22 protein-coding genes and 1 pseudogene are annotated in these 21,909 nt (G+C 31.7%); 15 read left to right on the forward strand and 8 right to left on the reverse strand.

Going from position 1 to position 21,909, the window contains the following annotated elements:
- Positions 1-64: 64 nt before the first annotated feature.
- Genes AC2D6V_RS09240 through AC2D6V_RS09250 form a run of 3 tightly spaced genes read right to left on the reverse strand, consistent with a single transcriptional unit; the run spans position 65 to position 2,620 of the window.
- A complete protein-coding gene (locus AC2D6V_RS09240; RefSeq protein ID WP_484647843.1) occupies positions 65-733 on the reverse strand; it encodes a YggS family pyridoxal phosphate-dependent enzyme in 669 nt (222 codons plus the stop codon).
- A gap of 36 nt (positions 734-769) precedes the next feature.
- On the reverse strand, positions 770-1,660 hold the full coding sequence (locus tag AC2D6V_RS09245; RefSeq protein ID WP_484647844.1) for a 3-hydroxyacyl-CoA dehydrogenase family protein: 891 nt from the start codon (positions 1,658-1,660) through the stop codon (positions 770-772).
- Positions 1,661-2,620: a Gfo/Idh/MocA family protein gene (locus AC2D6V_RS09250; protein ID WP_484647845.1), complete on the reverse strand. Its 960-nt coding sequence runs from the start codon at positions 2,618-2,620 to the stop codon at positions 1,661-1,663.
- Positions 2,621-2,777: 157 nt separating this feature from the next.
- On the opposite strand from AC2D6V_RS09250, the gene AC2D6V_RS09255 reads away from it, so the two are divergent.
- Entirely contained in the window at positions 2,778-3,419 is a 642-nt protein-coding gene (locus AC2D6V_RS09255) for a protein-L-isoaspartate(D-aspartate) O-methyltransferase (RefSeq protein WP_484647846.1), read from the forward strand.
- A gap of 59 nt (positions 3,420-3,478) precedes the next feature.
- Here the strand turns inward: AC2D6V_RS09255 and AC2D6V_RS09260 are convergent, their stop codons facing one another.
- The 3 genes from AC2D6V_RS09260 to smpB all read right to left on the reverse strand — a co-directional run bounded on the left by AC2D6V_RS09260 (position 3,479) and on the right by smpB (position 6,465).
- Entirely contained in the window at positions 3,479-5,371 is a 1,893-nt protein-coding gene (locus AC2D6V_RS09260) for a Xaa-Pro dipeptidyl-peptidase (RefSeq protein ID WP_484647847.1), read from the reverse strand.
- A 25-nt stretch (positions 5,372-5,396) separates the two neighbouring features.
- The gene (locus tag AC2D6V_RS09265; protein ID WP_484647848.1) at positions 5,397-5,942 is read right to left on the reverse strand and encodes a hypothetical protein; all 546 of its coding nucleotides are present in this window, start codon (positions 5,940-5,942) and stop codon (positions 5,397-5,399) included.
- Between the two features lie 64 nt (positions 5,943-6,006).
- Positions 6,007-6,465, reverse strand: a complete 459-nt coding sequence (smpB, locus tag AC2D6V_RS09270) for an SsrA-binding protein SmpB (protein WP_484647849.1) — start codon at positions 6,463-6,465, stop codon at positions 6,007-6,009.
- 119 nt (positions 6,466-6,584) lie between these two features.
- Between smpB and AC2D6V_RS09275 the strand changes: the two genes are divergently transcribed.
- From AC2D6V_RS09275 to AC2D6V_RS09325, 11 genes are all read left to right on the forward strand, one after another.
- Entirely contained in the window at positions 6,585-7,088 is a 504-nt protein-coding gene (locus tag AC2D6V_RS09275) for an ankyrin repeat domain-containing protein (RefSeq protein WP_484647850.1), read from the forward strand.
- A 115-nt stretch (positions 7,089-7,203) separates the two neighbouring features.
- Positions 7,204-8,604, forward strand: coding sequence for a dihydrolipoyl dehydrogenase (gene lpdA / locus AC2D6V_RS09280; protein ID WP_484647851.1), 1,401 nt, complete (start codon positions 7,204-7,206; stop codon positions 8,602-8,604).
- Between the two features lie 191 nt (positions 8,605-8,795).
- Positions 8,796-10,070 carry a T9SS type A sorting domain-containing protein gene (locus AC2D6V_RS09285; RefSeq protein WP_484647852.1) on the forward strand — a complete coding sequence of 425 codons (1,275 nt, stop codon included), beginning with the start codon at positions 8,796-8,798 and terminating at the stop codon, positions 10,068-10,070.
- 230 nt (positions 10,071-10,300) lie between these two features.
- The gene (locus tag AC2D6V_RS09290; protein WP_484647853.1) at positions 10,301-10,600 is read left to right on the forward strand and encodes a hypothetical protein; all 300 of its coding nucleotides are present in this window, start codon (positions 10,301-10,303) and stop codon (positions 10,598-10,600) included.
- A 135-nt stretch (positions 10,601-10,735) separates the two neighbouring features.
- Complete coding sequence (locus AC2D6V_RS09295) at positions 10,736-11,875, forward strand: T9SS type A sorting domain-containing protein (RefSeq protein ID WP_484647854.1); 1,140 nt, start codon at positions 10,736-10,738, stop codon at positions 11,873-11,875.
- A 128-nt stretch (positions 11,876-12,003) separates the two neighbouring features.
- Positions 12,004-13,164, forward strand: coding sequence for a helix-turn-helix domain-containing protein (locus AC2D6V_RS09300; protein WP_484647855.1), 1,161 nt, complete (start codon positions 12,004-12,006; stop codon positions 13,162-13,164).
- Positions 13,165-13,285: 121 nt separating this feature from the next.
- Positions 13,286-14,527 (forward strand): acyltransferase family protein, encoded by a 1,242-nt coding sequence (locus tag AC2D6V_RS09305; protein WP_484647856.1) that lies wholly within the window; start codon positions 13,286-13,288, stop codon positions 14,525-14,527.
- Positions 14,514-15,221 (forward strand): DUF6090 family protein, encoded by a 708-nt coding sequence (locus AC2D6V_RS09310; RefSeq protein WP_484647857.1) that lies wholly within the window; start codon positions 14,514-14,516, stop codon positions 15,219-15,221. Before AC2D6V_RS09305 ends, AC2D6V_RS09310 begins: the two co-directional genes overlap by 14 nt.
- 266 nt (positions 15,222-15,487) lie before the next feature.
- Positions 15,488-16,306 carry an alpha/beta fold hydrolase gene (locus AC2D6V_RS09315; RefSeq protein WP_484647859.1) on the forward strand — a complete coding sequence of 273 codons (819 nt, stop codon included), beginning with the start codon at positions 15,488-15,490 and terminating at the stop codon, positions 16,304-16,306.
- Positions 16,307-16,341: 35 nt separating this feature from the next.
- On the forward strand, positions 16,342-17,028 hold the full coding sequence (locus AC2D6V_RS09320) for a M23 family metallopeptidase (protein WP_484647860.1): 687 nt from the start codon (positions 16,342-16,344) through the stop codon (positions 17,026-17,028).
- A gap of 26 nt (positions 17,029-17,054) precedes the next feature.
- Positions 17,055-17,237 carry a hypothetical protein gene (locus tag AC2D6V_RS09325; protein WP_484647861.1) on the forward strand — a complete coding sequence of 61 codons (183 nt, stop codon included), beginning with the start codon at positions 17,055-17,057 and terminating at the stop codon, positions 17,235-17,237.
- 1 nt (position 17,238) lies between these two features.
- Here the strand turns inward: AC2D6V_RS09325 and AC2D6V_RS09330 are convergent, their stop codons facing one another.
- Positions 17,239-18,342 (reverse strand): adenylate/guanylate cyclase domain-containing protein, encoded by a 1,104-nt coding sequence (locus tag AC2D6V_RS09330; protein WP_484647862.1) that lies wholly within the window; start codon positions 18,340-18,342, stop codon positions 17,239-17,241.
- A 201-nt stretch (positions 18,343-18,543) separates the two neighbouring features.
- Here AC2D6V_RS09330 and AC2D6V_RS09335 point away from each other — a divergent pair, with 201 nt between their 5' ends.
- Both AC2D6V_RS09335 and AC2D6V_RS09340 read left to right on the forward strand, forming a co-directional pair.
- The gene (locus AC2D6V_RS09335; protein WP_484647863.1) at positions 18,544-18,915 is read left to right on the forward strand and encodes a hypothetical protein; all 372 of its coding nucleotides are present in this window, start codon (positions 18,544-18,546) and stop codon (positions 18,913-18,915) included.
- A 305-nt stretch (positions 18,916-19,220) separates the two neighbouring features.
- Positions 19,221-19,415: pseudogene (locus AC2D6V_RS09340) on the forward strand (T9SS type A sorting domain-containing protein); the annotation flags it as partial.
- Positions 19,416-19,459: 44 nt separating this feature from the next.
- Here AC2D6V_RS09340 and AC2D6V_RS09345 read toward each other — a convergent pair.
- Positions 19,460-21,169 carry a hypothetical protein gene (locus AC2D6V_RS09345; RefSeq protein WP_484647864.1) on the reverse strand — a complete coding sequence of 570 codons (1,710 nt, stop codon included), beginning with the start codon at positions 21,167-21,169 and terminating at the stop codon, positions 19,460-19,462.
- A gap of 166 nt (positions 21,170-21,335) precedes the next feature.
- Between AC2D6V_RS09345 and AC2D6V_RS09350 the strand changes: the two genes are divergently transcribed.
- On the forward strand, positions 21,336-21,908 hold the full coding sequence (locus tag AC2D6V_RS09350) for an RNA polymerase sigma factor (protein WP_484647865.1): 573 nt from the start codon (positions 21,336-21,338) through the stop codon (positions 21,906-21,908).
- The last annotated feature ends 1 nt before the right edge of the window (position 21,909 follow it).

Below are 21,909 nucleotides of genomic sequence, written 5' to 3' on the forward strand. Positions count from 1 at the left end.
TTTATTTGGTTTTGTTAAGTTCTATTCTCATTGAGGAGTTTTTAAGAGAAGTATCTTTAGTTTTCTAATCATAATTTCTGTTACCGAAGATACTACTTCCAACGCGGACCATATTACTGCCACAATCTATAGCCAGCAAATAATCGCTACTCATACCCATTGAAATAATCTCTAATTTACAGTTTTTGGATTGAGTAACTTTTAAATCATCGAACGTGTGTCTTAAAAACTTAAATTCTCTTTCTATTTGTGATTCATTATTAGTAAAGGTTGCCATTCCCATAACACCAGTTACTTTAATGTTTTTTAATTCTGAAAAACTTTCAGAATGAATAATTTCTAATGCATCACTTGAAGACATGCCGAATTTTGAATCTTCTGAAGCTATTTTTATTTGAAGCAAGCAATCAATAATTCTATCATGCTTTTTAGCTTGCTTATCAATTTCTTTTAATAGTTTTAAATTATCTACACCATGAATTAAACTAACAAAAGAAGCCATATATTTTACTTTATTCCGCTGTACATGACCTATCATATGCCATTCAATATCTTTAGGCATGATTTCATATTTGTCAACCATTTCTTGAATTTTATTCTCTCCAAAAACACGCTGCCCAGCATTGTATGCTTCCATTAAATCACTAACAGGTTTTGTTTTAGAAACAGCTACTAGAGTGATATTCTTGGGTAATTTAGATTTTATGTTTAAAAGATTTTCTTTTATCGACATTATAAGGGAAGAAGCTAAAACGTTAATTAGGATGAATTATTTTTGAAATTGCTGGGATACTTTTTCGGCTTTTCTGCTTTCAAAATAATCGTAAAACCCTTCACCAGATTTAACACCAAGTTTACCTGCTCTAACCATATTGACTAATAAAGGGCAGGGTGCATATTTTGGGTTTTTGAAACCGTCATACATTACATTTAAAATAGACAAACAAACATCCAGACCAATAAAATCTGCAAGTTGAAGGGGTCCCATAGGATGAGCCATACCCAATTTCATAACAGTATCTATCTCCTCAACACCTGCCACGCCATTGTATAATGTTTCAATAGATTCATTTAGCATGGGCATTAAAATGCGATTTGCTACAAAGCCAGGATAGTCATTAACTTCTACAGGTACTTTTCCTAAAGTTTTAGAAAGATCCATAATAGTTTTTGTCACTTCATCACTGGTATTATAACCACGAATAATCTCAACCAATTTCATGATAGGAACAGGGTTCATAAAATGCATCCCAATAACGCGTTCTGGGTTAGAAGTTACCGCAGCAATTTGAGTAATAGAAATGGAGGAAGTGTTTGTTGCTAAAATCGCTGATTCTGAGCACGCTTCGTCAAGTTCTTTATAAATTTTAAGTTTTAATTCTAGATTCTCGGTAGCCGCTTCAACCACTAAAGCAGCATAGTCAACTCCTTCTTTAATATTAGTAAAAGGCGTAATATTATTTAAAGTAGCTATTTTTTGTGTTTCAGTAATTCTTTCTTTTGCCACCATTCTATCTAAATTAGCAGCAATAGTTTGAATACCTTTTTTTAAGTTTTCCTTATTAACATCAATTAACTGAACTTTAAAACCACTTTGAGCAAATGTATGTGCTATACCATTACCCATAGTACCTGCACCAATAACAGCAACATTCTTCATTTAAAAACTATTTATTATTTGAGTTGCCACACGAAGAGCTTCTGTACCATCATGTAAAGTGACAATAGGTGTCGAATTATTATTTATAGCATCTGCGAAGGTTTCTAATTCGTCTAAAATTGAATTATTATCAGGAATTGGTGGGTTATCAAAATATATTTGCTTTTTGATACCTTCTGCGTTTTGTAAAATCATATCGAAATCACCAGGGTTTTCTGGGGCATCCTTCATTTTAACAACCTCACATTTTTTGGTAAGAAAGTCAACTGAAATATAGGCGTCCTTTTGAAAGAAACGCGCTTTCCTCATTTTCTTTAGAGAAATTCTACTCGCTGTTAAGTTTGCTACACATCCATTTTCAAATTCTAAACGAGCATTTGCAATATCTGGTGTATCACTAATAACTGCAACACCACTTGCTGAAACATGTTTTACCTTAGATTTTACAATACTAAGTATAATATCTATATCATGAATCATTAAATCTAATACTACTGGAACATCTGTACCGCGCGGATTAAACTCTGCCAAACGATGTGTCTCAATAAACATTGGTGATTTAATATCATCTTTTACTGCAATAAACGCTGGATTAAAACGTTCAACATGGCCTACTTGACCACGCAAGTTATGTTCAGCTAATAGTTCTCGTATATGTTCTGCTTCTTCAACGGTATTTGTAATGGGTTTTTCAATAAAGATATGCTTACCTTTAGCTATGGCTTCTTTTGCACAGTCGTAATGGGAGAGTGTAGGTGTAACAATATCGACCACATCCACGGCATCTATTAAAGACTCTATGGAATTGAAAAATTTATACCCAAACTCAGCTTCAACATTTTTGCCATTTGTTTTATCGGCATCATAAAAACCTACTAGTTCATATTTTTTAGATTGATTAAGTAGTCTTAAATGAATTTTTCCCAGGTGGCCAGCACCAAGTACACCAGCTTTTAGCATAATATTACGTTTTCAACAAAAATAACATATTTAAAGGACGATTTTATTTATTTCAGGTTAATTTTTTGTGGTTTAATTGTGGAAAAATAAATTTCAATTAATTGGTTTCATACTTAAAATGTTTCCCTAATTTTAACCAGCTAAACACGAATAAGAATTGAACGATACATTTAAACATAAAGGATTAAGGCAAAAACTAGTTAAAGTTTTAATAGACAAAGGGATAAAAGATGAAGCTGTATTAAATGCTATTGGCAGAATTCCTCGTCACTTGTTTATGGACTCTGGTTTTTTAGATCATGCTTATCAGGATAAAGCGTTTCCTATTGCTGCAGACCAGACCATTTCACAGCCTTATACGGTGGCTTTTCAAACAGAATTACTTCAGGTAAAAACTGGTGATAAAATTCTTGAAATCGGTACAGGTAGCGGATACCAAACAGCTGTTTTGTGTGAATTAGGAGCTAAAGTTTATAGTATTGAGCGTCAGAATGAATTGTTTAAAAGAACGAGTAAATTTTTGCCTAAACTTGGTTATCGGGCAAAGAAACTTATTTTCGGCGATGGTTATAATGGTCTTAAAGAAGAGGCCCCTTTTGATGGTATTCTCGTTACGGCTGGAGCGCCTTTTGTGCCAAAGCCATTGTTGAGTCAATTAAAAATAGGCGGTAAGTTAGTAATTCCAGTGGGTGATGATGTACAAGTTATGACCATGTTTACTAGAAAAGGTCAAAAAGAATTTGAGCAGGAGGAATTTGGTGAATTTCGATTTGTGCCTTTGTTGGAAGATAAAAATTAAATAATTAAACCCTTCATTAAATTTAATAAAGGGTTTAATTATTTAAGAAACAAGAAAGATTAATTGGTAGCTTCACTAAAACTCTCAATCCCACCAACTACAGGCAAAGTCAAACTAGTGCCTTCTAAATCTATGGTTAATTCAGTTCCTGGTTCTGGATGCAAAGTATATTCTTTATCACTGGAAAAAATCATTAAACCTATTTGTTGTCCAACTTTAATAATTTGATCATCTGGCTGTAAGTCAAACGTAACCTCATAAAACCTACCTGGTTCTAAAGGTTCACTTTTGGTAAGTGATTTATAATTTTGTGGGTCTGCCCACCCACGTGTTATAATATTATCTGTTGTTTTTGCTTTTCTACTATCATTCCATGGAAGTGATACTAACCAAACCGATAAATTAGCTGCTGGTTTATTACTTGCTAATTTAACTGTAATTTTAGGTATTCCTGATATGTGGAGACCCTTTTTCAATTTTGGAGTAACAAATAATAAACGATGTTCTGTTATTTCTGCTTTTGCTAATGCTTCTCCCGTAAATGAATAATTATCAATAATTTTTTCTTTATTTTGGGTTTGTTCTTTTTCGGCAAATAAACCTCCTTTAGCGGGAGCCCCCGAGCCTAAATAAAGTGTAACATTTTCTGCTTCAGGGTTTGGATAATCTTTATAAGGTGTTGGAGCATCCATTTTATCATCCTCACGAACAATCCAAGCTTTATTTGGTTCGTTTTCTAAACCATTCTCGACACCATGTAAATATCTTGTAAACCATTTATTCATCATGCTAACTGGTGGTGGACCTCCATGTCCAAATTGATGATAGTATATTTGTGCAGGAAGACCCATTTCTTTTGCCTTCTTGTAAATACGGTAGCTATGCTCTGGCATTACGTTCCAGTCATTAAAACCATGAGACATTAGTAAGGCGGCCTTCATTGGCTCCATGTCATTTAGATAATCTCTTCCAGCCCAAAAGTCATTATAGTCTCCAGTAATTCTATCCATACCATTTATCATTTCGGTATCACGGACTAAAGCATTACTATAATCTCTTTTGGAATTAAAAGTTTTAGGGATATTTGAATCATTCACTGTTTTTGAGTCGCTAGGAATAATGGGCTCTTCGCCGCCACTATGAATAAAATCATATAAAACATCGATATCTTCTCCTAAATATCCACCAGGCGAACGGACTAAACCATTAGATCGGTAGTAGTGATAATAAGAAGTGTTTGGTGCAATTGGGATGATAACTTCTAGTCCGTCAACTCCCGTAGTTGCAGCTGCAAGCGGAATAGTGCCGTTATAAGATGTGCCAGTCATTCCAACTTTTCCTGTACTCCAAAATGCGTCTACAATTTTATTTCCATAAGGCTCTGTATAACCTTTAACTCTTCCGCACAACCAATCTATAACAGCTCTAGGAGCAAAAGATTCATTATCGCCACCTACAGTAGGAGATCCTTGAGATAAACCTGTTCCTGGTGAAGACGAATGTACAACAATGTAGCCTCTAGGAATCCATTTTTTTATGTGAGAATTTGATATTATTGGACGTTTGCCCAAACGTTTTACTTCGGGGTGGACACGTTCTTTTGCTTCTTCACCAAGTTCATGCTTTACATCCCAAAACAAACCTTCTACGTCTGGAGCAACACCCGCGAAATATGGACTTGAAACATAAATAACAGGAAGTTTTAAACCTTCGGTATCTGTTTGATAAGGCCTTGTTACTGATACATGCATGCGATCTAGCATTCCATCACCATCGGTATCAAAAGTTGTTTCAACAAATAAATCATGTCTAATCCACTTATCTGGAGTATTAAAGGCTTCTACTATTTGGGCTTCTCCATCCTTGAAAATGGGTTTATCTTTTGTTTGTGAGTAGCTATAAAATGCTATCAGCAACATGAAGACAGATAGTAATGAATGTTTTTTGTTCATCTTAAAAAGTAATTTTATTTTAATTTTAGTCTGGTAAATACGCTTTAGGAATTGGGTTTTCATCAGTTTCTTGAGTCCAGTAGATGTTAATAACCCACCAGCGTTCTCCATCATTTAACAGTTGAATACTATTGATACCTCGCATAAATGGTTCGGTATCTTTTTCGCTATAAAAAGATTCATAGGTGCTAAATACTTGTGCAATACCACCGAAGGTGTTTACTCGTCTGCTAATTTCTTTTTCAAAAAAACCATTTTCGACTAACCATTTCCCTGAGCTTTTAATATAATCATCTGGAGACATGTAACGCACTTGATAAATACCAGCATTATTTTTCCCAGAAGGAATTAATTTAGCGTCAGGTTTAAAGAGGTATTTAAATTGCTTCCAATTTCTTTTCTCATCTTTCTCACCAGAAATAACCCCATATAAACTCTTTAATGTATTATCTAAAGTGAGTACTGCTGAAGAATCTATAGTAAATTCTAAAACTTCCTCATCAGTATTATTTTGTCCATTTAAATTTGTAGCAAGGATGCATACAAATAAAAGTGTTGATAGTTTTTTCATCTTCTAATTTTAAAATTGAAAAATAGAAATTAAAACAGATTATAAGCGTTAAGAGACTCTTAATTTATTTGAAATTTTTCTTGATTCTATCAAGGTCACGCTTATTATCTCTGTCTTTTATGGTTTCACGTTTGTCGAAAAGTTTTTTACCTTTCGCTAAGGCTATATCTAATTTAGCAAAACCTTTTTCGTTAATAAACAAGCGTAATGGAATAATAGTAAGCCCTGTGTTTTGAACTTCCTTAAGTAATTTTTTTAATTCTTTTTTATTTAAAAGAAGCTTACGTTCTGCTTTTGGTCTATGATTGTAGTAATTACCAAAAGCATATTCTTCAATCGTCATATTTATAACAAAAAGTTCTCCATTGTCGTTGAATTCACAGAAGCTTTCGGCAATAGAAGCTTTGCTGTTTCTTATGGATTTAATCTCAGTTCCAGTCAATACAATACCAGCAGTATACTTATCTAATATGTCATATTGAAAGCGAGCCTTTTTGTTTAGTATGTTAATCTTTTTTTGCATGGAGCACAAAACTACATAAATTTAATACTTAATCAAGAATATTTATTTTAACATAATGCAATGTTAAAAGATAGAGGCGCTTAGATAATTCTTTTTAGTTTTAGTAAAACTTAAAAGATATGAATCGTTCTCAGTTTATTAAATCGGTAGGAGTATCATCTTTAATTATTCCTGTGATGCCTTTATTTTCTTTTTCAAAACCTCAGGAAGAACCCCAATTAGATAAAGCTTTGGTCGAAAAATTTGTTCAAGTATCTCATGGAAAATTTGATATAGTAAAAGAGTTACTTGAAGAAACCCCGACGTTATTAAATGCCGCTCATGATTGGAGACGAGGTGATTTCGAAACAGGCCTAGGAGCAGCCAGCCACGTCGGAAATAAAGAAATAGCTATGTACCTATTAGAAAAAGGAGCACAGGCAAATATATTTACTGCAGCTTTATTTGGTAAAATAGATATAATTAAACCAATGATTGCATTTTCACCAAAACTAATTCATGCAAAAGGCCCTCACGGATTTACACTTTTACACCATGCTGAAAAAGGAGGAGATGCCGCGTTAGAAGTAAAAGAGTATTTAATTTCTTTGGGTTTAAAGGAGACTAGAATTCCACTATATTAAGCTAATAATTTCCATTGTGTTCCCACAAAACATTTGTATTTTTGTTATCGCTTTTGCTATGTCATATTGATTAGGTTGAAGCATATTTTTTATTTAAAAATTTCAATTTTAAGATATGAATTCATATGATGTAGCCGTTATTGGCTCTGGACCTGGAGGTTATGTTGCAGCTATTCGTTGCGCACAATTAGGCATGAAAACTGCTATTATAGAAAAATACGCAACTCTTGGAGGTACTTGTTTAAATGTTGGATGTATTCCGAGTAAAGCACTTCTAGATTCATCTCATCATTATGAAGATGCAGTAAAACATTTCGAAGAGCATGGGATAGAAATTCCTGGTGATGTTAAAGTGAATTTAGAAAAAATGATTGCGCGTAAACAAGCGGTTGTGGATCAAACTACGGGCGGAATTGATTTTTTAATGAAGAAAAACAACATTGATGTTTATCAAGGCTTAGGAAGTTTTAAAGATGCAACGCATATTGTTGTTAATGGAGAAGAAACTACAGAGATTGAAGTGAAAAACATCATTATTGCAACGGGTAGTAAACCATCAAATCTGCCTTTTATAAATGTTGATAAAGAACGTATTATAACCTCCACTGAAGCTTTAAAATTGAAAGAAATTCCAAAGCACATGATTGTGATTGGAGGTGGTGTTATTGGATTGGAATTAGGACAAGTTTACAGACGTTTAGGAGCAGAAGTAACCGTTGTTGAATATATGGATAGAATTGTCCCAACTATGGATGCTGGTTTATCTAAAGAATTAAATAAAGTTTTCAAGAAAGCTAAGTTTAAGATGCAAGTATCTCACAAGGTGAAATCTGTTGAGCGTGTTGGTGATGAGGTTATTGTTAAAGCAGATAATAAAAAAGGAGAAGAAGTTGAGTTTAAAGGTGATTACTGTTTAGTTTCTGTTGGTCGACGTCCATATACAGATGGTTTAAATGCAGAAGCTGCTGGTGTGAAATTAGATGATAGAGGTAGAGTAGAAGTTAATGATCATTTACAAACATCGGCATCAAATATTTATGCCATTGGAGATGTTGTTAAAGGAGCTATGTTGGCACATAAAGCTGAAGAAGAAGGCGTTTTTGTAGCAGAAACGTTAGCAGGACAAAAGCCTCATATAGATTACAATTTAATACCTGGAGTCGTTTATACATGGCCAGAAGTAGCTGCAGTAGGAAAAACTGAAGAGCAACTTAAAGAAGCTGGAGTTGACTATAAAACTGGACAATTCCCAATGCGTGCTTTAGGTAGAAGTAGAGCAAGCATGGATTTAGACGGATTTGTAAAAATACTGGCTGATAAAAAAACAGATGAAATTTTAGGCGTACATATGATTGGTGCTCGTGCTGCAGATATGATTGCTGAAGCAGTTGTGGCGATGGAATACAGGGCTTCTGCAGAAGATATATCTAGAATGTCACATGCACATCCAACATTTACAGAAGCTATAAAAGAAGCGGCGTTAGCTGCTACAGAGAACAGGCCATTACATATATAGCTTACTTTATCTTCTTAAATATCAAGGTATTAATTGTATTTTTTAATTAGTTTTCCTACCTTGTGTAAGAATTATCAAATTATGATATTCTCCCTATTATAATTAGCTGCCCTGTTAAGTCTATTTGGTTGCTTTCAATAAATTAGTTAGTACCTTAACTATTCATGTTATGTTATTTAAAATAGCATATTATGAAAACAAAATTACTTTTAGCAGTTCTATTTTTTTATTCTCAAGTCTATATTTTTGCCCAATGTCCTGGTGGTACACCACCTGCAGGATATACTTGTATTCCAGATGCTAATTTTGAACAGGCATTAATTGATGCTGGAATTGATAGTAATATGACGCCAGACAATCAAATATTAAATACAGAGGCACAAGCTGTTACATTTTTAAATATAGCGAGTAAAAATATAGCAGATTTAACTGGAATTGAAGCATTTACTGCTGTAGAGACATTATATGTGTCTAGTAATTTGTATATAAGTGCAGATTTTTCTCAAAATATAGCATTGGAATTATTGTTTGTTAGTTCCCCGAACCTAACAAGTTTAAATATTACTCAAAATGTTGCACTAAGACAACTTAATATGTCTTATACTCCAATACAGTCAATTGATGTAACCAAGAATATAGCCTTGGAGTCATTATCTGTTTTTAGCAATGATATTCAAAGTCTAGATGTGAGTAAAAATACTGTATTAACTAGTTTGTTTTGTGGTGACAATCCGTTAGGAACATTAAATGTAGATGCTAATATTTTATTACAAAACTTATCATGTAATAATAATGATTTAAACGATTTAAATGTTTCCTTGAACATGGATTTAGAAGTATTAAACTGTAAACAAAATAATCTTTCAGATCTTATATTAACGACTAATGCTGCTTTGCTAGATTTAGATTGTAGTCAAAATGGTTTGACTGTTCTCGATCTATCTTTAAATAGTGCATTACAATCAATACAATGTCAGGGTAATGATATAGTAGATTTAGATTTGCATCTTATGACAGGTTTAACTAAACTATTATGTAATGTAAATAAATTAGAAACTTTGAATGTTAAAAATGGAAATAACACGAATGTTGCCAATTCTGATTTTAATATCCAATCTAATCCAGATTTAACGTGTGTAGACGTAGACAATGTTGCATGGAGTGATGCCAATTGGACATTTAAAAACCCAGGAACCAGTTATAGTGTTGATTGTTCGTTAGGCATAGAAGATTTTAATATATCAAATATGAGATTATTTCCTAATCCAACACAAGATAGAATTAATATTAAATTAGATTTAGAAGGAACTTACAGTTTAGGAAGCGTGCTTGGTCAGGAAATGCAAAAGGGAGATTTAGTAAAAGGAAATAATGAATTAAATATTTCGTCCTTACCTAATGGGGTATATTTTTTAAATATTAAAACAAGTAGCGGTAGTGCAACTAAAAAAATTATTAAAGAATAATTTTCAGTTAAAGAATAAATTAATATAGGTCTTATTAGATATCTAATTGACTGAAGACCAGTATTAAAAATTGTTAATTCATCAAACTTTTATTATCTTGTGTGGGAATTATCGAATAATGGTATTCCCCTTATTATAATTAGCTACCCGCGTCAAGTCTATTTTGATTTCTTTCAATAAATATGTTAGTATCTTAACTATTCATGTTATGTTATTTAAAATAACATATTATGAAAACAAAATTACTTTTAGCAGCCCTTTATTTTTCATTTCAAGGATTAGCATTTGGTCAATGCCCAGCCGCTGGTTATACTTGTATACCAGACAGTAATTTTGAACAAGCATTAATAGATCAAGGAATTGATTCTGAAAACAATACAGTCGATGGAAGAGTTTTAACTATAGATATTTCTGGGATTATTGATTTAGATGTAAGTTCAAATTTTATTTCAGATATGACTGGCATTGAGGCTTTTTCTTCTTTGCAGACATTAGATTGTAGTTTTAATCAACTTATAGCTTTAGACTAGTTTAATAATACAGCTCTGTTAGAAATTGATTGTGGTGAAAATAATATAGGTAATGGAGGAAATCAATTAATTCTTCCAAACAATAATATATTAACATCTCTAATATGCCGAGGTAATAATTTAAGTAGCTTAAATGTGAGTGCTTACCCAGATTTGGAAGTGTTGCAATGTTATAATAATGGACCTTCAGATATAGGGACTTTAAATCTAAATGCTAATACTAAATTAATTGATTTAATATGTCACAATGCAGGAATAACTTCTATAGATATTTCTACTTGTAGTAATCTTGATACATTATGGTGTTTTACCAGTTCGGGTACTCCTCCAAATAGTAATTCTCTATCTACATTGAACATATCGTCAAATCTCGCTTTATCTGAAGTAAGATGTTTTAGCAGTGGAATTAATACATTTACAATTTCTAATAGTCCTTATAATAATATGATTTATCTCGATTGCAGCGATAATCCAATTGGCTCATTGGATGTTTCTGTGTTTCCTAATTTAGAAACATTATATTGTGCAAATAATAATTTGAATACTATAGTTGTTTCTGGTTTAACAAGTTTAGTTGATTTTGGCCTTTGGAGTAATAACCTCTCAAGTTTGGATTTATCCAATAATGCGAATTTAGAATATGTTGAACCGGGTAGCAATACAAACCTTTCCAATTTAACTTTACCTGATAATAAGACCACGTTAACACAGTTATGGGCTTATGATATGAATTTATCTTCCTTAAACTATGCAGAATACACACAATTGCAATATTTAGATATAGGCATTAATAGTTTTACAAGTGCAGATATAAGTTTATTGCCTAATCTATTAGAGTTTTATTGCAATGAGAATATGTTAACTTATTTAAATATTGCTAATGGCAGTAACGATACATTAGATTGGATGTGGGCACATGATAATCTACTTACTTGTATTCAAGTAGATGATTTGGCTGAAGCGGCAGCAAAATCGTCTCCCAATTGGCAGCGCGATATTGGTGCGAATTTTAGTTTATTTTGCGCTTTAGGAACAGAAGATTTTGATTTAGCCAGTATTTCAATATATCCAAATCCAACAAAAAATGTTTTTGAAATAGATTTGAATATAAGTGCCAATTACCAATTATTTAATATTCAAGGTCAAGAAGTTTTAAGAGGCTCTTTTATTCAAGGATTAAATAATTTAAATGCTAGGTCTCTTTCAAGTGGATTATATGTGCTAAATATAAAATCTGATTCAGGAAGTATATCTAAAAAAATCATTAAGTATTAGATACTATTAAAGAAGCGGCTTTAGCTAGTATTCAGGATAGACATTTGCATGTTTAATATAAATTGGAAATTATAATATTGAGAAAGCAACCTTTTTAAGGTTGCTTTTTTTATTCTTATTTTTGAAATATGCAAGAAATACCATTACATCTAGATTTTGTTGCCCTAATAATGTCTTTAGGTTTATTTTTAGGCTTTTTTATTTCCTACTTCCTGATTAAAAAATCTTTGAAATCTAATTTGCCAAACCTTTTTATGGGTTTACTTATTTTAAGTTTGACTATAACAATGCTAGAGGGCTGGTTGAATTATACTAACCTTATATTTCAAATATTATGGGCAACCAATTTTGCAGAACCTCTAAATTTTGTAATAGCGCCGTTGATTTATTTATTTGTTATTTCTCAATTTAAAAGTTTTAAAAAAGATAAACAATGGTTGCATTTTCTGCCTTTCATTTTTTGGTTAGGATATTGTGTTTTCTATTTTATGCAGCCTGATGAGGTTAAGTATAATTCAAACATAGGTGTGATGCAGTTGGATATTCCATATATAAGGGTAGATTATTTTATTTCGCACGATCCTTTAGGAATTAGAACCTATGTAAATCTTCTTACTGGTTTATCATTTATTATTTATATTGCCCTAACTTTAAAAATTCTTATTAGTAAAGTGCGTTCTTTAGGGCAAACATTATGGAATACCACTAATAAAACATTAATAGCAATTCGCAATGCTCAATATCATTTTTTAATATTGATTGCCATTTTTGTTGCGGTGAAGTTATTTTTTGGAAATAGCGATGCTGGCGATTATTTCTTATATTTATATTTAACGTTCATGTTATTTATGACAATTGTACAAATCATGAATAGTTCCAATTATTTTAATGATGTTTCTAATTTTTTAGAAGGCCCAGTTTTAAAGTATAAAAAGTCATCCCTTGTAAAAGAAGATAAAGAAATAATTTTGAATGCAATTAATATGCAAATGCGGGATGAAAAATATTTTTTAAGTAGTACAGCATCATTATCTGGATTATCTAAAGAGATTAAAGAAAGCTCGCATCATGTTTCACAAGTTATAAACGAAAAGCTCAATCAGTCATTTTTTGAGATGTTGGCTGGATATAGAGTAGAAGAAGCTAAAGATATTTTAAAAACCGATTTAGGCAAAAAACTAACCATTGAAGAGGTGGCTGAACGTGTTGGTTATAACTCAAAATCTGCCTTTAACACGGCTTTTAAGAAATTTACTTCGCAAACACCTTCTACTTACAGGGATTCGTAATCGTTTGATAATCAGTTGTTTTTAGTGCTTCCTTATAAACTCGAACACCTTACTTATAGGCTAATTCGTTAAAACCTTCACACTGTCTCTACTTTTGAATCAAATCAAAAAACGAACAGTGATGAACAAGCAAGGAACTACAAAAAACGAACGTAAGTATTTTATAGATTGGTTAAGAATAGCCCTTATTATAAGTGTATTCTTTTTCCACGTAGGAATGATTTTTAATCCATGGGGATGGCATGTAAAAAGTGACGAGACCTTTTACTTTTTAGAACCAATTATGCATTGGTTACATTTATGGAGAATGCCATTGTTGTTTTTAGTTTCAGGAGTTGGAACATTTTATGCACTTGGATTTCGCACAACAAAGCAATACTTAAAAGAGCGTGTTAAAAGGCTTTTATTACCTTTTATAGCTGGAGTATTTACTCTAGTTCCAATTCAAGTTTATATTGAAAAAATAGACCAGTATAGTTCTCTAGGGAATTATTACACACATATGTTTGATGGTATTTATCCAGCAGGAAATTTCTCTTGGCATCACCTATGGTTTATTTTGTACTTGTTTGTTGTTTCATTAATAATATCGCCATTTATAAGATATAGCAGAAGCGGACATTTTAATATGCTAAGAGGAAAATTAATTGCAATAGCTTCAAAAAAAATGGGGTTAAACTGGATATTACTAATTATTATTGGCTCCCAACTAATTTTAAGACAATATTTTCCAGATAGCACACATGCTTTATATAATGATTGGGCGTATATGACCTTTTACTTGTTATTCTTTCTTATAGGTTTTGTTTTGTTTACGAGTGATAAAGTAATACAAGCAGTGGCCAATCAAAGACGTCTATATGTATTACAGACATTTGTTTTCACTGTTCTCATGTTTGCGTTTTGGGTTTTTAAAATTAACATAATTGGAAGAAGTTATATCTACCCTATTACGGAAATGGTTATCGCGCTTTCTTGTGGATTAGCAGTAATAGGTTACTGTAAAGTATATTTTAATAAAGAGCATAAGTTTAGAAAAATTCTAAATACAGCTATTTATCCATTTTACTTATTGCATCAACCTATAATTATTGTTGTTGGGTATGTAATTTTACAATGGCAACTACCAGTAGCTGTAAAAGCCATATTAATTACACTAATATCCCTTTTGTTTACTGTTGCACTGTATTGGCTAATTAGTAAGTTTAACATCTTACGAATTGTTTTCGGTATGAAAAAGAAAGAGTCTAAAAAAGTTTTGGTACTTCAAAGTACCTCAGTAATTTTAGAAAAGATACAACTGCAACCAATTGTTTTGAAATGTACTGATAAGACTAAACCAAATAAAAATGAAACTATTTAGTAGTTTAAGACAAAACCTAGTTAAAGAAGGAAAAGTAAAGCGGTATTTAACGTATGCCGTTGGCGAAATTCTTTTAGTAATGATTGGTATAAGTTTAGCATTTCAAGTGAGTAATTGGGATGATAATAGAATTAAAAAAAATGCAGAAATAAGGTTTTATGAAAATATTAAAGAGCAAATAATAGATGATAAGGAATTACTTGAAGGCCAAAGGGGATATAACAATCATTATATGGCTCAATTTAAGTATGCCAATGAAATTATTGATTCCAATAATCGAAGTAAATTAGACACCCTAGGTAGTATACTTTATAATTTTACACAATATTCAGATTTTGATAAGGAGGGTAATATATACGAAACGATGGTAAATAGTGGCGACATTAAATTGCTACACAATCATGAAATTGTTAACGGTATAAGAGAATTGGAAGAATTATATCATTATGTGAATAGAATGGAAAGTATTCATTATGATGCTATGATGAGTCATGTAATAAAAGCAATTAATCCTATTTTAAAATTTGCTACAAAAGAAATCAAAAAGCCTGATGCTGTTTTTAACTATGAATTTCAAAATCTTGTAATAATGCTTATCCAAGTAATGGAGGAAAAGGAAAGTACTTATTTGAGAACTTTAGGTGAAATTGAACGTAATCTCAAATTAATTGACAAAGAATTATACGGTGCATAATTTTAAATGACAAGCAGTCAAGATTCCTACAGAATTTTTCAATACTTAAAAGAAAATATCAGCATTTATAGCATTTGCTTGTAAACTCACACTCTATTTTAATAAATAAATGGCTTTAAACAATAATGCTTATAGGGTTTTTTGGTCTTTCCTTGTAAGCGCGAACCTGTTATTTTCTTGTCCTTGAAGGCTAAACCCTTAACACATTAAATACACGGCATCTTTGTCGAAGAATTAAAATAATTTATCAATTAAAATCAATTAAAATGAACACAATTAAAAGTAAAATGAACACATTAATGTTAGTAATGGTATCTCTATTGCTAATGGCATCATGTAGTAATGATGATGACAATACCCCACCACAAGCAGAATTACCAGAAAACATGGTTGATGTTGGTAACTACAACTTATATACCGAAAGTCTAGGTGAAGGAAACCATACCTTAGTTTTCGAATCTGGTCTTGGCGATAATTACGAATCTTGGTATAAGCTTTTAAGTCTTTCTGAAACGAATCAAGTCATCGCTTATAATAGAGCAGGGTATGAACCTTCTGAGGTTGCTAATAATGATAGAAATATTATTCAGTTAGCAGAAGATCTTCATCAGGTTATATTGAGTAAATCAATAAATGATAAGGTAATTCTAGTTGGGCATTCTTTAGGAGGAGCAGTCATTCGATATTATGCAGTACAACATCCAGAAATGATAGAAGGGTTATTATTTATTGACCCAAGTCATGAGGATTTTGAAGTAGTGACTCAAGTGGCTGAAGATGCAGGGGTTGCATTTTTTATGGAAAATGGTAGTCCAGAGACTGCAAACGAATATGCTCAAATAATAGAAAATTTTGAAATTTTAGGAAACCTAGCAACTTTGCCAGATGTACCAACTATAGTCCTTACAAGTACTAGAGATCGTCTAGAGGTTCCGGAAAATGCGCAACGATGGGTAGATGTGCATGCCACGTTTGGTGAAGGTGTTTCTGATTTTACACACGTTATTACTGAAAATAGTGGACATTATATTCAAATTGAAGAGCCACAATTAGTCTTTGAAGCTATAGAATCGCTATTAAATTAATTATAAAAATATAATAAGAAATAAACAAAGTAAAAATGAAAAATTTAGTTAGTAGTACAATTATTGGAGTTATTCTATTTACACTGTTTAGCTGTTCAAGTGAAGACCTTCCTGATGCAGCAGAAAGCAATTATTTAAATTACGAAACAAAAACAGAATTAGAACTTCCGTTTAATGAAGAATGGTGGGTGTTTTGGGGTGGCCGTACGGTAAGCGAAAATTATCATGCAGCACATAAAAACCAAAGGTTTGCTTTAGATATTGTTCAACGGACTAATGGTAGTACACATTCAGGAAACGGATCTCAAAATGAAGATTATTATTGCTTTGGAAAACGTTTGAATGCTCCAGGAAGCGGAAAGGTTGTTAATGTTGTTAATAATTTAGAAGATAATGTTCCTGGTCAATTTAACAGAGATTTTCCGGCAGGAAACCACATTGTAATTGACCATGAAAATGGCGAATTCTCAATCTTGGCACATTTTAAAAAAGAGTCAATAATTGTATCAGTTGGAGATATAGTTGAAAAAGGGGAAGAACTAGGAAAAGCAGGTAATAGTGGTAACTCAAGCGAGCCACATTTGCACTATCACTTGCAAACCAGTGGAGATCAATTTGAAGGAGAGGGTTTACCTGCTCAATTCTTAAATTACTATGCCAATGGAGCTTTAATTGAAAGGGGAGAGCCTGTAAGAAGTCAATATATTAAAAATGATAATTAGTGGTTAAATATTCATAACGAATGAATATGCAAAATAACATAGAACAAGAAATTGTTGAAAAATTAAATCACCTTAAATACTTAAAATTTGAGGTGGTTAATGATAATTACGAGGCATCTCTAAATGACACAAATGGCTATATAATTATTAAGGGCTACGGAAAAACTATTATTGAAGCTATTAATGATTTACATCATAATTTGATTTAGTTTAATCAGCTTCATTATAAACCACATCATACAATTGGATGTGTTCCTTTTTTCCTTCAAGTAGTAATTTGTCAATCTTCTTAAAAGTGTAGTCTTGTTCTTCTGTTAATAGTTTATACAAAGTTTCAGAAATAAGTGTTTTCGAATTATAGGTATTACACTCAGATTGAATGCGAGCTGTTGTATTTAAAATATCTCCAGTATAAATAATATCTTTTTTAATGATACCTATTTCACCAGCAGTAACCTCTCCGATATGAAAACCCGCTTTAAATTCTGGTACCAAACCAAATTCCTTTAAGTAATAGTCTTTATTTTTTGTAATCGCGTTTGAAATCTTAATAAAGCAATTAATACAATTATTTTTATTGATACCTTTTTTTTCATTCCAGCTTACTACAATTTCATCTCCAACATATTGGTAAACCTCACCAGAGGTTTCTAATATGGCATTGGTCATATCGGCATAATATGTTTTTAATAGTGCAAAATAGTTTTCATGACCAATTTTTTCAGCAATGCTAGTTGATGATTTCATGTCTAAAAACATGAAAATTCGTTTTTCTTGATTTGGTGTATGATATTTTCCAAGATAATTCATCAAAACATTGCTACCTAAGTAAGCTTCAATTTCTGAGTAAAACAGAGCTAAATCTAGGATAATACCGGTATATATAACTATAGTCCAAAATGAAAATTGAGACATAAAATTGATTAATCTATCAAATACTTTCTGACTAAATATATTGCTATCTAAGAGTATAGCATTACTTATTAAAGTTATAATGGATAGGAATAGAATGATTAACAAAAGGTAAAAAACACTTTTATAAACAAATTTTTTCCATAACTCTATTTTCCTAAAGTAAGCTCGCATCCATAATACTTCTATAAATCCTTGAAACAACCCCATGCATAAACTTCCAATGCTTACAATAAGAAAAGATTCTTTAAAACTGTATAAATTTCCAGTTGTGGGATATTTATCTAGTCTTCCTAGAAGCCCGAACTCTAATAAAATATAGATGAATCCAAATATGAGCCAAATGATACCAAACACTAAAATTTGTCTTATTTGCCGTTTATATTTTGAATGTAATGTCATTTAGTAAATATAGAAAAAACGTCGCTAAGAAAAATTTAGTCATCTAAGGTTTATCTTATTTCGAAAAACTTAGAAAGAAGAATGATTGTAATTGAACAATCATTCTTTACCATCTATTTTGAACAGCATAAATTCATAGTTGTTAAGGTTTTGTTAATAAAATTTTGTAAATTGCTAGAGGCTAACTAATAACCAACCCTTATGAAATCTCTATTATTTATAGCAAGCATGATGCTTTGTGCCATTTGCTATAGTCAAACAGTTGATATCCCAGATGAAAATTTTGAAAAAATTCTAGTAGAACTCGGTATTGATTCCGATAAAAAAGTAAATGGACAAGTATTGAGAAGTGATGTTCAGTCGGTGTCATTTCTAGATTTATATAACAAGAAAATCAAGAATCTTGAAGGAATTGAAGCTTTTGTTTCACTAACATATCTGGATTGTAGAAATAACTATTTATCCAATATAGACTTGAGTAAAAATATTGCTTTAAACACTTTGTATTCAGATGTAAATAATTCTGATCATCGACGCTATAGTGTTAATAACCAAAACTGGTTCGATTATTAAGTTTTAACGTTGCATTGTTGTTTAACACGCTTATTTTTATTAAATTAGAGCTCCCTTTTTATTTTTTAATAGCAAAATCCCCTTAATTGAATTGTTTTATACAATTTCAACTGCGATGCTATTAGCTATATATGTTATGTTTTTAAACATTAACATTTATGGAAACACATTTATTTATATCTATTTTATTTAGTGGTAAGATTCCTAGTATTTTTTTATGAAATACTAGGAATCTTATTACGGTTTTTGTGCTGTTAATGAATAGTTTTAGATAAAAATGAATTTAAGCTTGCCCCAATCCAACAAAGAACATCATGCATCTAAAATTAGATTTTGATGCTAATTACAGTATAATAGACCCTTTAGGGAAAGTAATTAGTAGTGGTCATTTAATTGCAGGTGAAAACCAAATAAACGTAACTAATTTAACCAATGGTATATACTTTTTAAAGGTTAAGTCTATTTTGGGTGATTTAACTAGAAAAGTATTGAAAAAATGATGTTTGGTTATATTTGGGGAAGCGAACCGAAAGGTTCGCTTTTTTTATAACTCAAAATCTGCATGTTGCCAGCTTTCTTTGAAAAGTGCGTCATATTTTATTGCATTATCATAATCATTTAAAGCTTCATATCCTGTTTTAATACCATGATATGCCCAACCATTTTTAGGCAATCGCTCTAAATCTTCCAAATAGGTTTCAATGGCTAATCTTTTTTGGTTATTAAGGATTAATACTTGTCCTAAATGATGTCTGATGGAGAAAAACCAATCGGGTGGTTCGTTGTAATTTAAGGCATCTTCCATTGTAACGGCTTCTTTAAGTAACACAATACTGGCTTTATAATCCCCATTATATGCTAAAATTCCAGCCTTTAAGACATTTTTAGCTATTTGAACTAAGTTGTAAACCGAATTAATATCCCAAACTGTAACGTCTTTTAAACTTTCATCTTTGGATAACTCATTTAAAGCGGCTAATTCAATTTTAGCTTTATTCAAATCACGCTTTCCTAGGTATGCCATTCCTTCTGAATAATGTCGAATGGCTTTAGGATATTTTAAATCGTAGGTTTCTAGTTTCATATCCAATATCTCATCCCATTTTTTAAATTTTACAGCAACATAGTATGGAATGGTATAATAATGTTGTAAGGTTCCCCAACCAGGTTCTTTCATAATTTCTGGATGAACATGCTCAGATACTTTTTTAGCACCTATCATTGCCCAATAGCTATTACCTTCTAAGGTAGCTGTTGCTGCCATAAAATGATAATTATGTGGATAGTATGCCAAGGGATACGCTCCTTGTGCGTGACAAGCAGTGACATAAGTGCTATCTGCCTTAACTGCCGCGATATTAGATAAAGTACCTTTGTGGTACTCTCCTGTTCTAATGTATATATGAGATGGCATATGTAATAAATGTCCAGAACCAGAAACCAAACCATCATCAAAAGCTTTTGCCGAAATATTAGAACGCTCTGGTGTACTGGAGGCCTCAACGGCATGAATATAAAAATGATGCGCTCCTGGATGGTTAGGGTTTTGTTCTATAAGTTTTTCTAGAAGAGTTACAATTTCTATGGTCCATGGTTTTTCTGCTCCATCTTTTTCATTTAAATCCCAAGGATGTAAATTCATTAGAGATTCTGCATACAAAGCACTAATCTCAGTGTCTTTAGGGTACTTATCATATAAAATTTTCAGTGCTTCTGAGTATTTAGTGTCTAGTTCTAATCTATCTTCTGGAGGTTCAATAGCATACCGTAGAGACATGGCATTTATAAATTCTTGCTCTTTTTTTGATGCGTTACTAGAAAGTTTTTTTGCCTTTTGAATAGCTTCATAAGCTCGTTCATAATTATCAGCTTCCATACCTGCATTATAGTTTGGACCTAGAACGTAGGCATATCCAAAATATGCCATAGCACATTTAGGGTCTAATTTGGTTGCATAATAGAATGATCTTGCTGCTTCAGCATGATTAAAGGCATATGCTAAGGCCATTCCTTGATTAAAATAGCGTTGTACTAAAGTATCTTTGGTTGTTATAGGGTAATTTATTACATCATACCCTTCAAAAAGAGGTGCAATATTATTACCTTCATACCATGCCATATCAGTAACCTGAGGGACACAAGCATATTTTGAAGAAATTTTAGTAGTTACAATAGGCTCAACTGGAGCCTTTTTTGTTTTTTTACACGAAAAAAAAATCAAAACTATTAATAGTGTATAAATAATATTTTTCATTTCGTAAGTATTTGGTTTGTAGTTATTTGTTGACTATAAATTTAACTCATTTTTAATAAACCAGAAAATCTTTACTAAATTCGTCAACCTTTAAAGATAATATGTGACTTTATAAAAAGACCTGTGTCTTATATAGTATCATCAACTAAATTAGCGAGAGCTACAATTGAATACCCTAGACAATATTAATAGCCAAACAGATGAATATCTGATAGAAGCAATCGTAAAAGATAATGATACGTTGCTTTTCGAAATCCTGTACGACAGGTATGCTAGTGTTGTTTATAATAAATGCTATGGTTTTGCAAGAGATGAAGATGAAGCAAAAGACTTAACACAAGACGTATTTTTAAAACTCTTCATAAAGTTGGCGAGTTTTAAAGGGAAGTCAAAATTTTCAACATGGCTATATGCTTTTACCTATAACCATTGTGTAAATTATGTGACACGAAATACGGCAAAGAAAATTGAAAAGCAGTCGGTTGATTATAAGGATATAGAAAATATATCGGAAGACGAAATTGAAGACAAGAGTTTTCTTAAAATGAAAGTAGATAAGCTAAAACAAGCTATGGAACTAATTTCACCAGATGAGAAAATGATATTGCTATTGAAATACCAAGACTATTTAACCATAAAAGAAATTGAGTCGGTATTAGGGATAGGAGAGAGCGCAGTAAAAATGTGTATTAAAAGAGCCAAAGATAAACTAACAGCTGTATATGCTGATAACCAATAAT

The sequence above is a fragment of the Algibacter sp. YIN40 genome (assembly GCF_057219435.1).

Excerpts from the sequence above, each read along its gene's own strand:
- AC2D6V_RS09315 (WP_484647859.1), top strand. The coding sequence starts at position 15,488 with ATGAACACAATTAAAAGTAAAATGAACACATTAATGTTAGTAATGGTA.
- AC2D6V_RS09320 (WP_484647860.1), top strand. The coding sequence starts at position 16,342 with ATGAAAAATTTAGTTAGTAGTACAATTATTGGAGTTATTCTATTTACA.
- AC2D6V_RS09285 (WP_484647852.1), top strand. The coding sequence starts at position 8,796 with ATGAAAACAAAATTACTTTTAGCAGTTCTATTTTTTTATTCTCAAGTC.
- AC2D6V_RS09275 (WP_484647850.1), top strand. The coding sequence starts at position 6,585 with ATGAATCGTTCTCAGTTTATTAAATCGGTAGGAGTATCATCTTTAATT.
- AC2D6V_RS09335 (WP_484647863.1), top strand. The coding sequence starts at position 18,544 with ATGAAATCTCTATTATTTATAGCAAGCATGATGCTTTGTGCCATTTGC.
- AC2D6V_RS09260 (WP_484647847.1), bottom strand. The coding sequence starts at position 5,371 with ATGAACAAAAAACATTCATTACTATCTGTCTTCATGTTGCTGATAGCA.
- AC2D6V_RS09245 (WP_484647844.1), bottom strand. The coding sequence starts at position 1,660 with ATGAAGAATGTTGCTGTTATTGGTGCAGGTACTATGGGTAATGGTATA.
- smpB (WP_484647849.1), bottom strand. The coding sequence starts at position 6,465 with ATGCAAAAAAAGATTAACATACTAAACAAAAAGGCTCGCTTTCAATAT.
- AC2D6V_RS09240 (WP_484647843.1), bottom strand. The coding sequence starts at position 733 with ATGTCGATAAAAGAAAATCTTTTAAACATAAAATCTAAATTACCCAAG.
- AC2D6V_RS09345 (WP_484647864.1), bottom strand. The coding sequence starts at position 21,169 with ATGAAAAATATTATTTATACACTATTAATAGTTTTGATTTTTTTTTCG.
- AC2D6V_RS09250 (WP_484647845.1), bottom strand. The coding sequence starts at position 2,620 with ATGCTAAAAGCTGGTGTACTTGGTGCTGGCCACCTGGGAAAAATTCAT.
- AC2D6V_RS09265 (WP_484647848.1), bottom strand. The coding sequence starts at position 5,942 with ATGAAAAAACTATCAACACTTTTATTTGTATGCATCCTTGCTACAAAT.
- AC2D6V_RS09305 (WP_484647856.1), top strand. The coding sequence starts at position 13,286 with ATGAACAAGCAAGGAACTACAAAAAACGAACGTAAGTATTTTATAGAT.
- AC2D6V_RS09325 (WP_484647861.1), top strand. The coding sequence starts at position 17,055 with ATGCAAAATAACATAGAACAAGAAATTGTTGAAAAATTAAATCACCTT.
- AC2D6V_RS09310 (WP_484647857.1), top strand. The coding sequence starts at position 14,514 with ATGAAACTATTTAGTAGTTTAAGACAAAACCTAGTTAAAGAAGGAAAA.
- AC2D6V_RS09330 (WP_484647862.1), bottom strand. The coding sequence starts at position 18,342 with ATGACATTACATTCAAAATATAAACGGCAAATAAGACAAATTTTAGTG.
- AC2D6V_RS09300 (WP_484647855.1), top strand. The coding sequence starts at position 12,004 with ATGCAAGAAATACCATTACATCTAGATTTTGTTGCCCTAATAATGTCT.
- AC2D6V_RS09290 (WP_484647853.1), top strand. The coding sequence starts at position 10,301 with ATGAAAACAAAATTACTTTTAGCAGCCCTTTATTTTTCATTTCAAGGA.
- lpdA (WP_484647851.1), top strand. The coding sequence starts at position 7,204 with ATGAATTCATATGATGTAGCCGTTATTGGCTCTGGACCTGGAGGTTAT.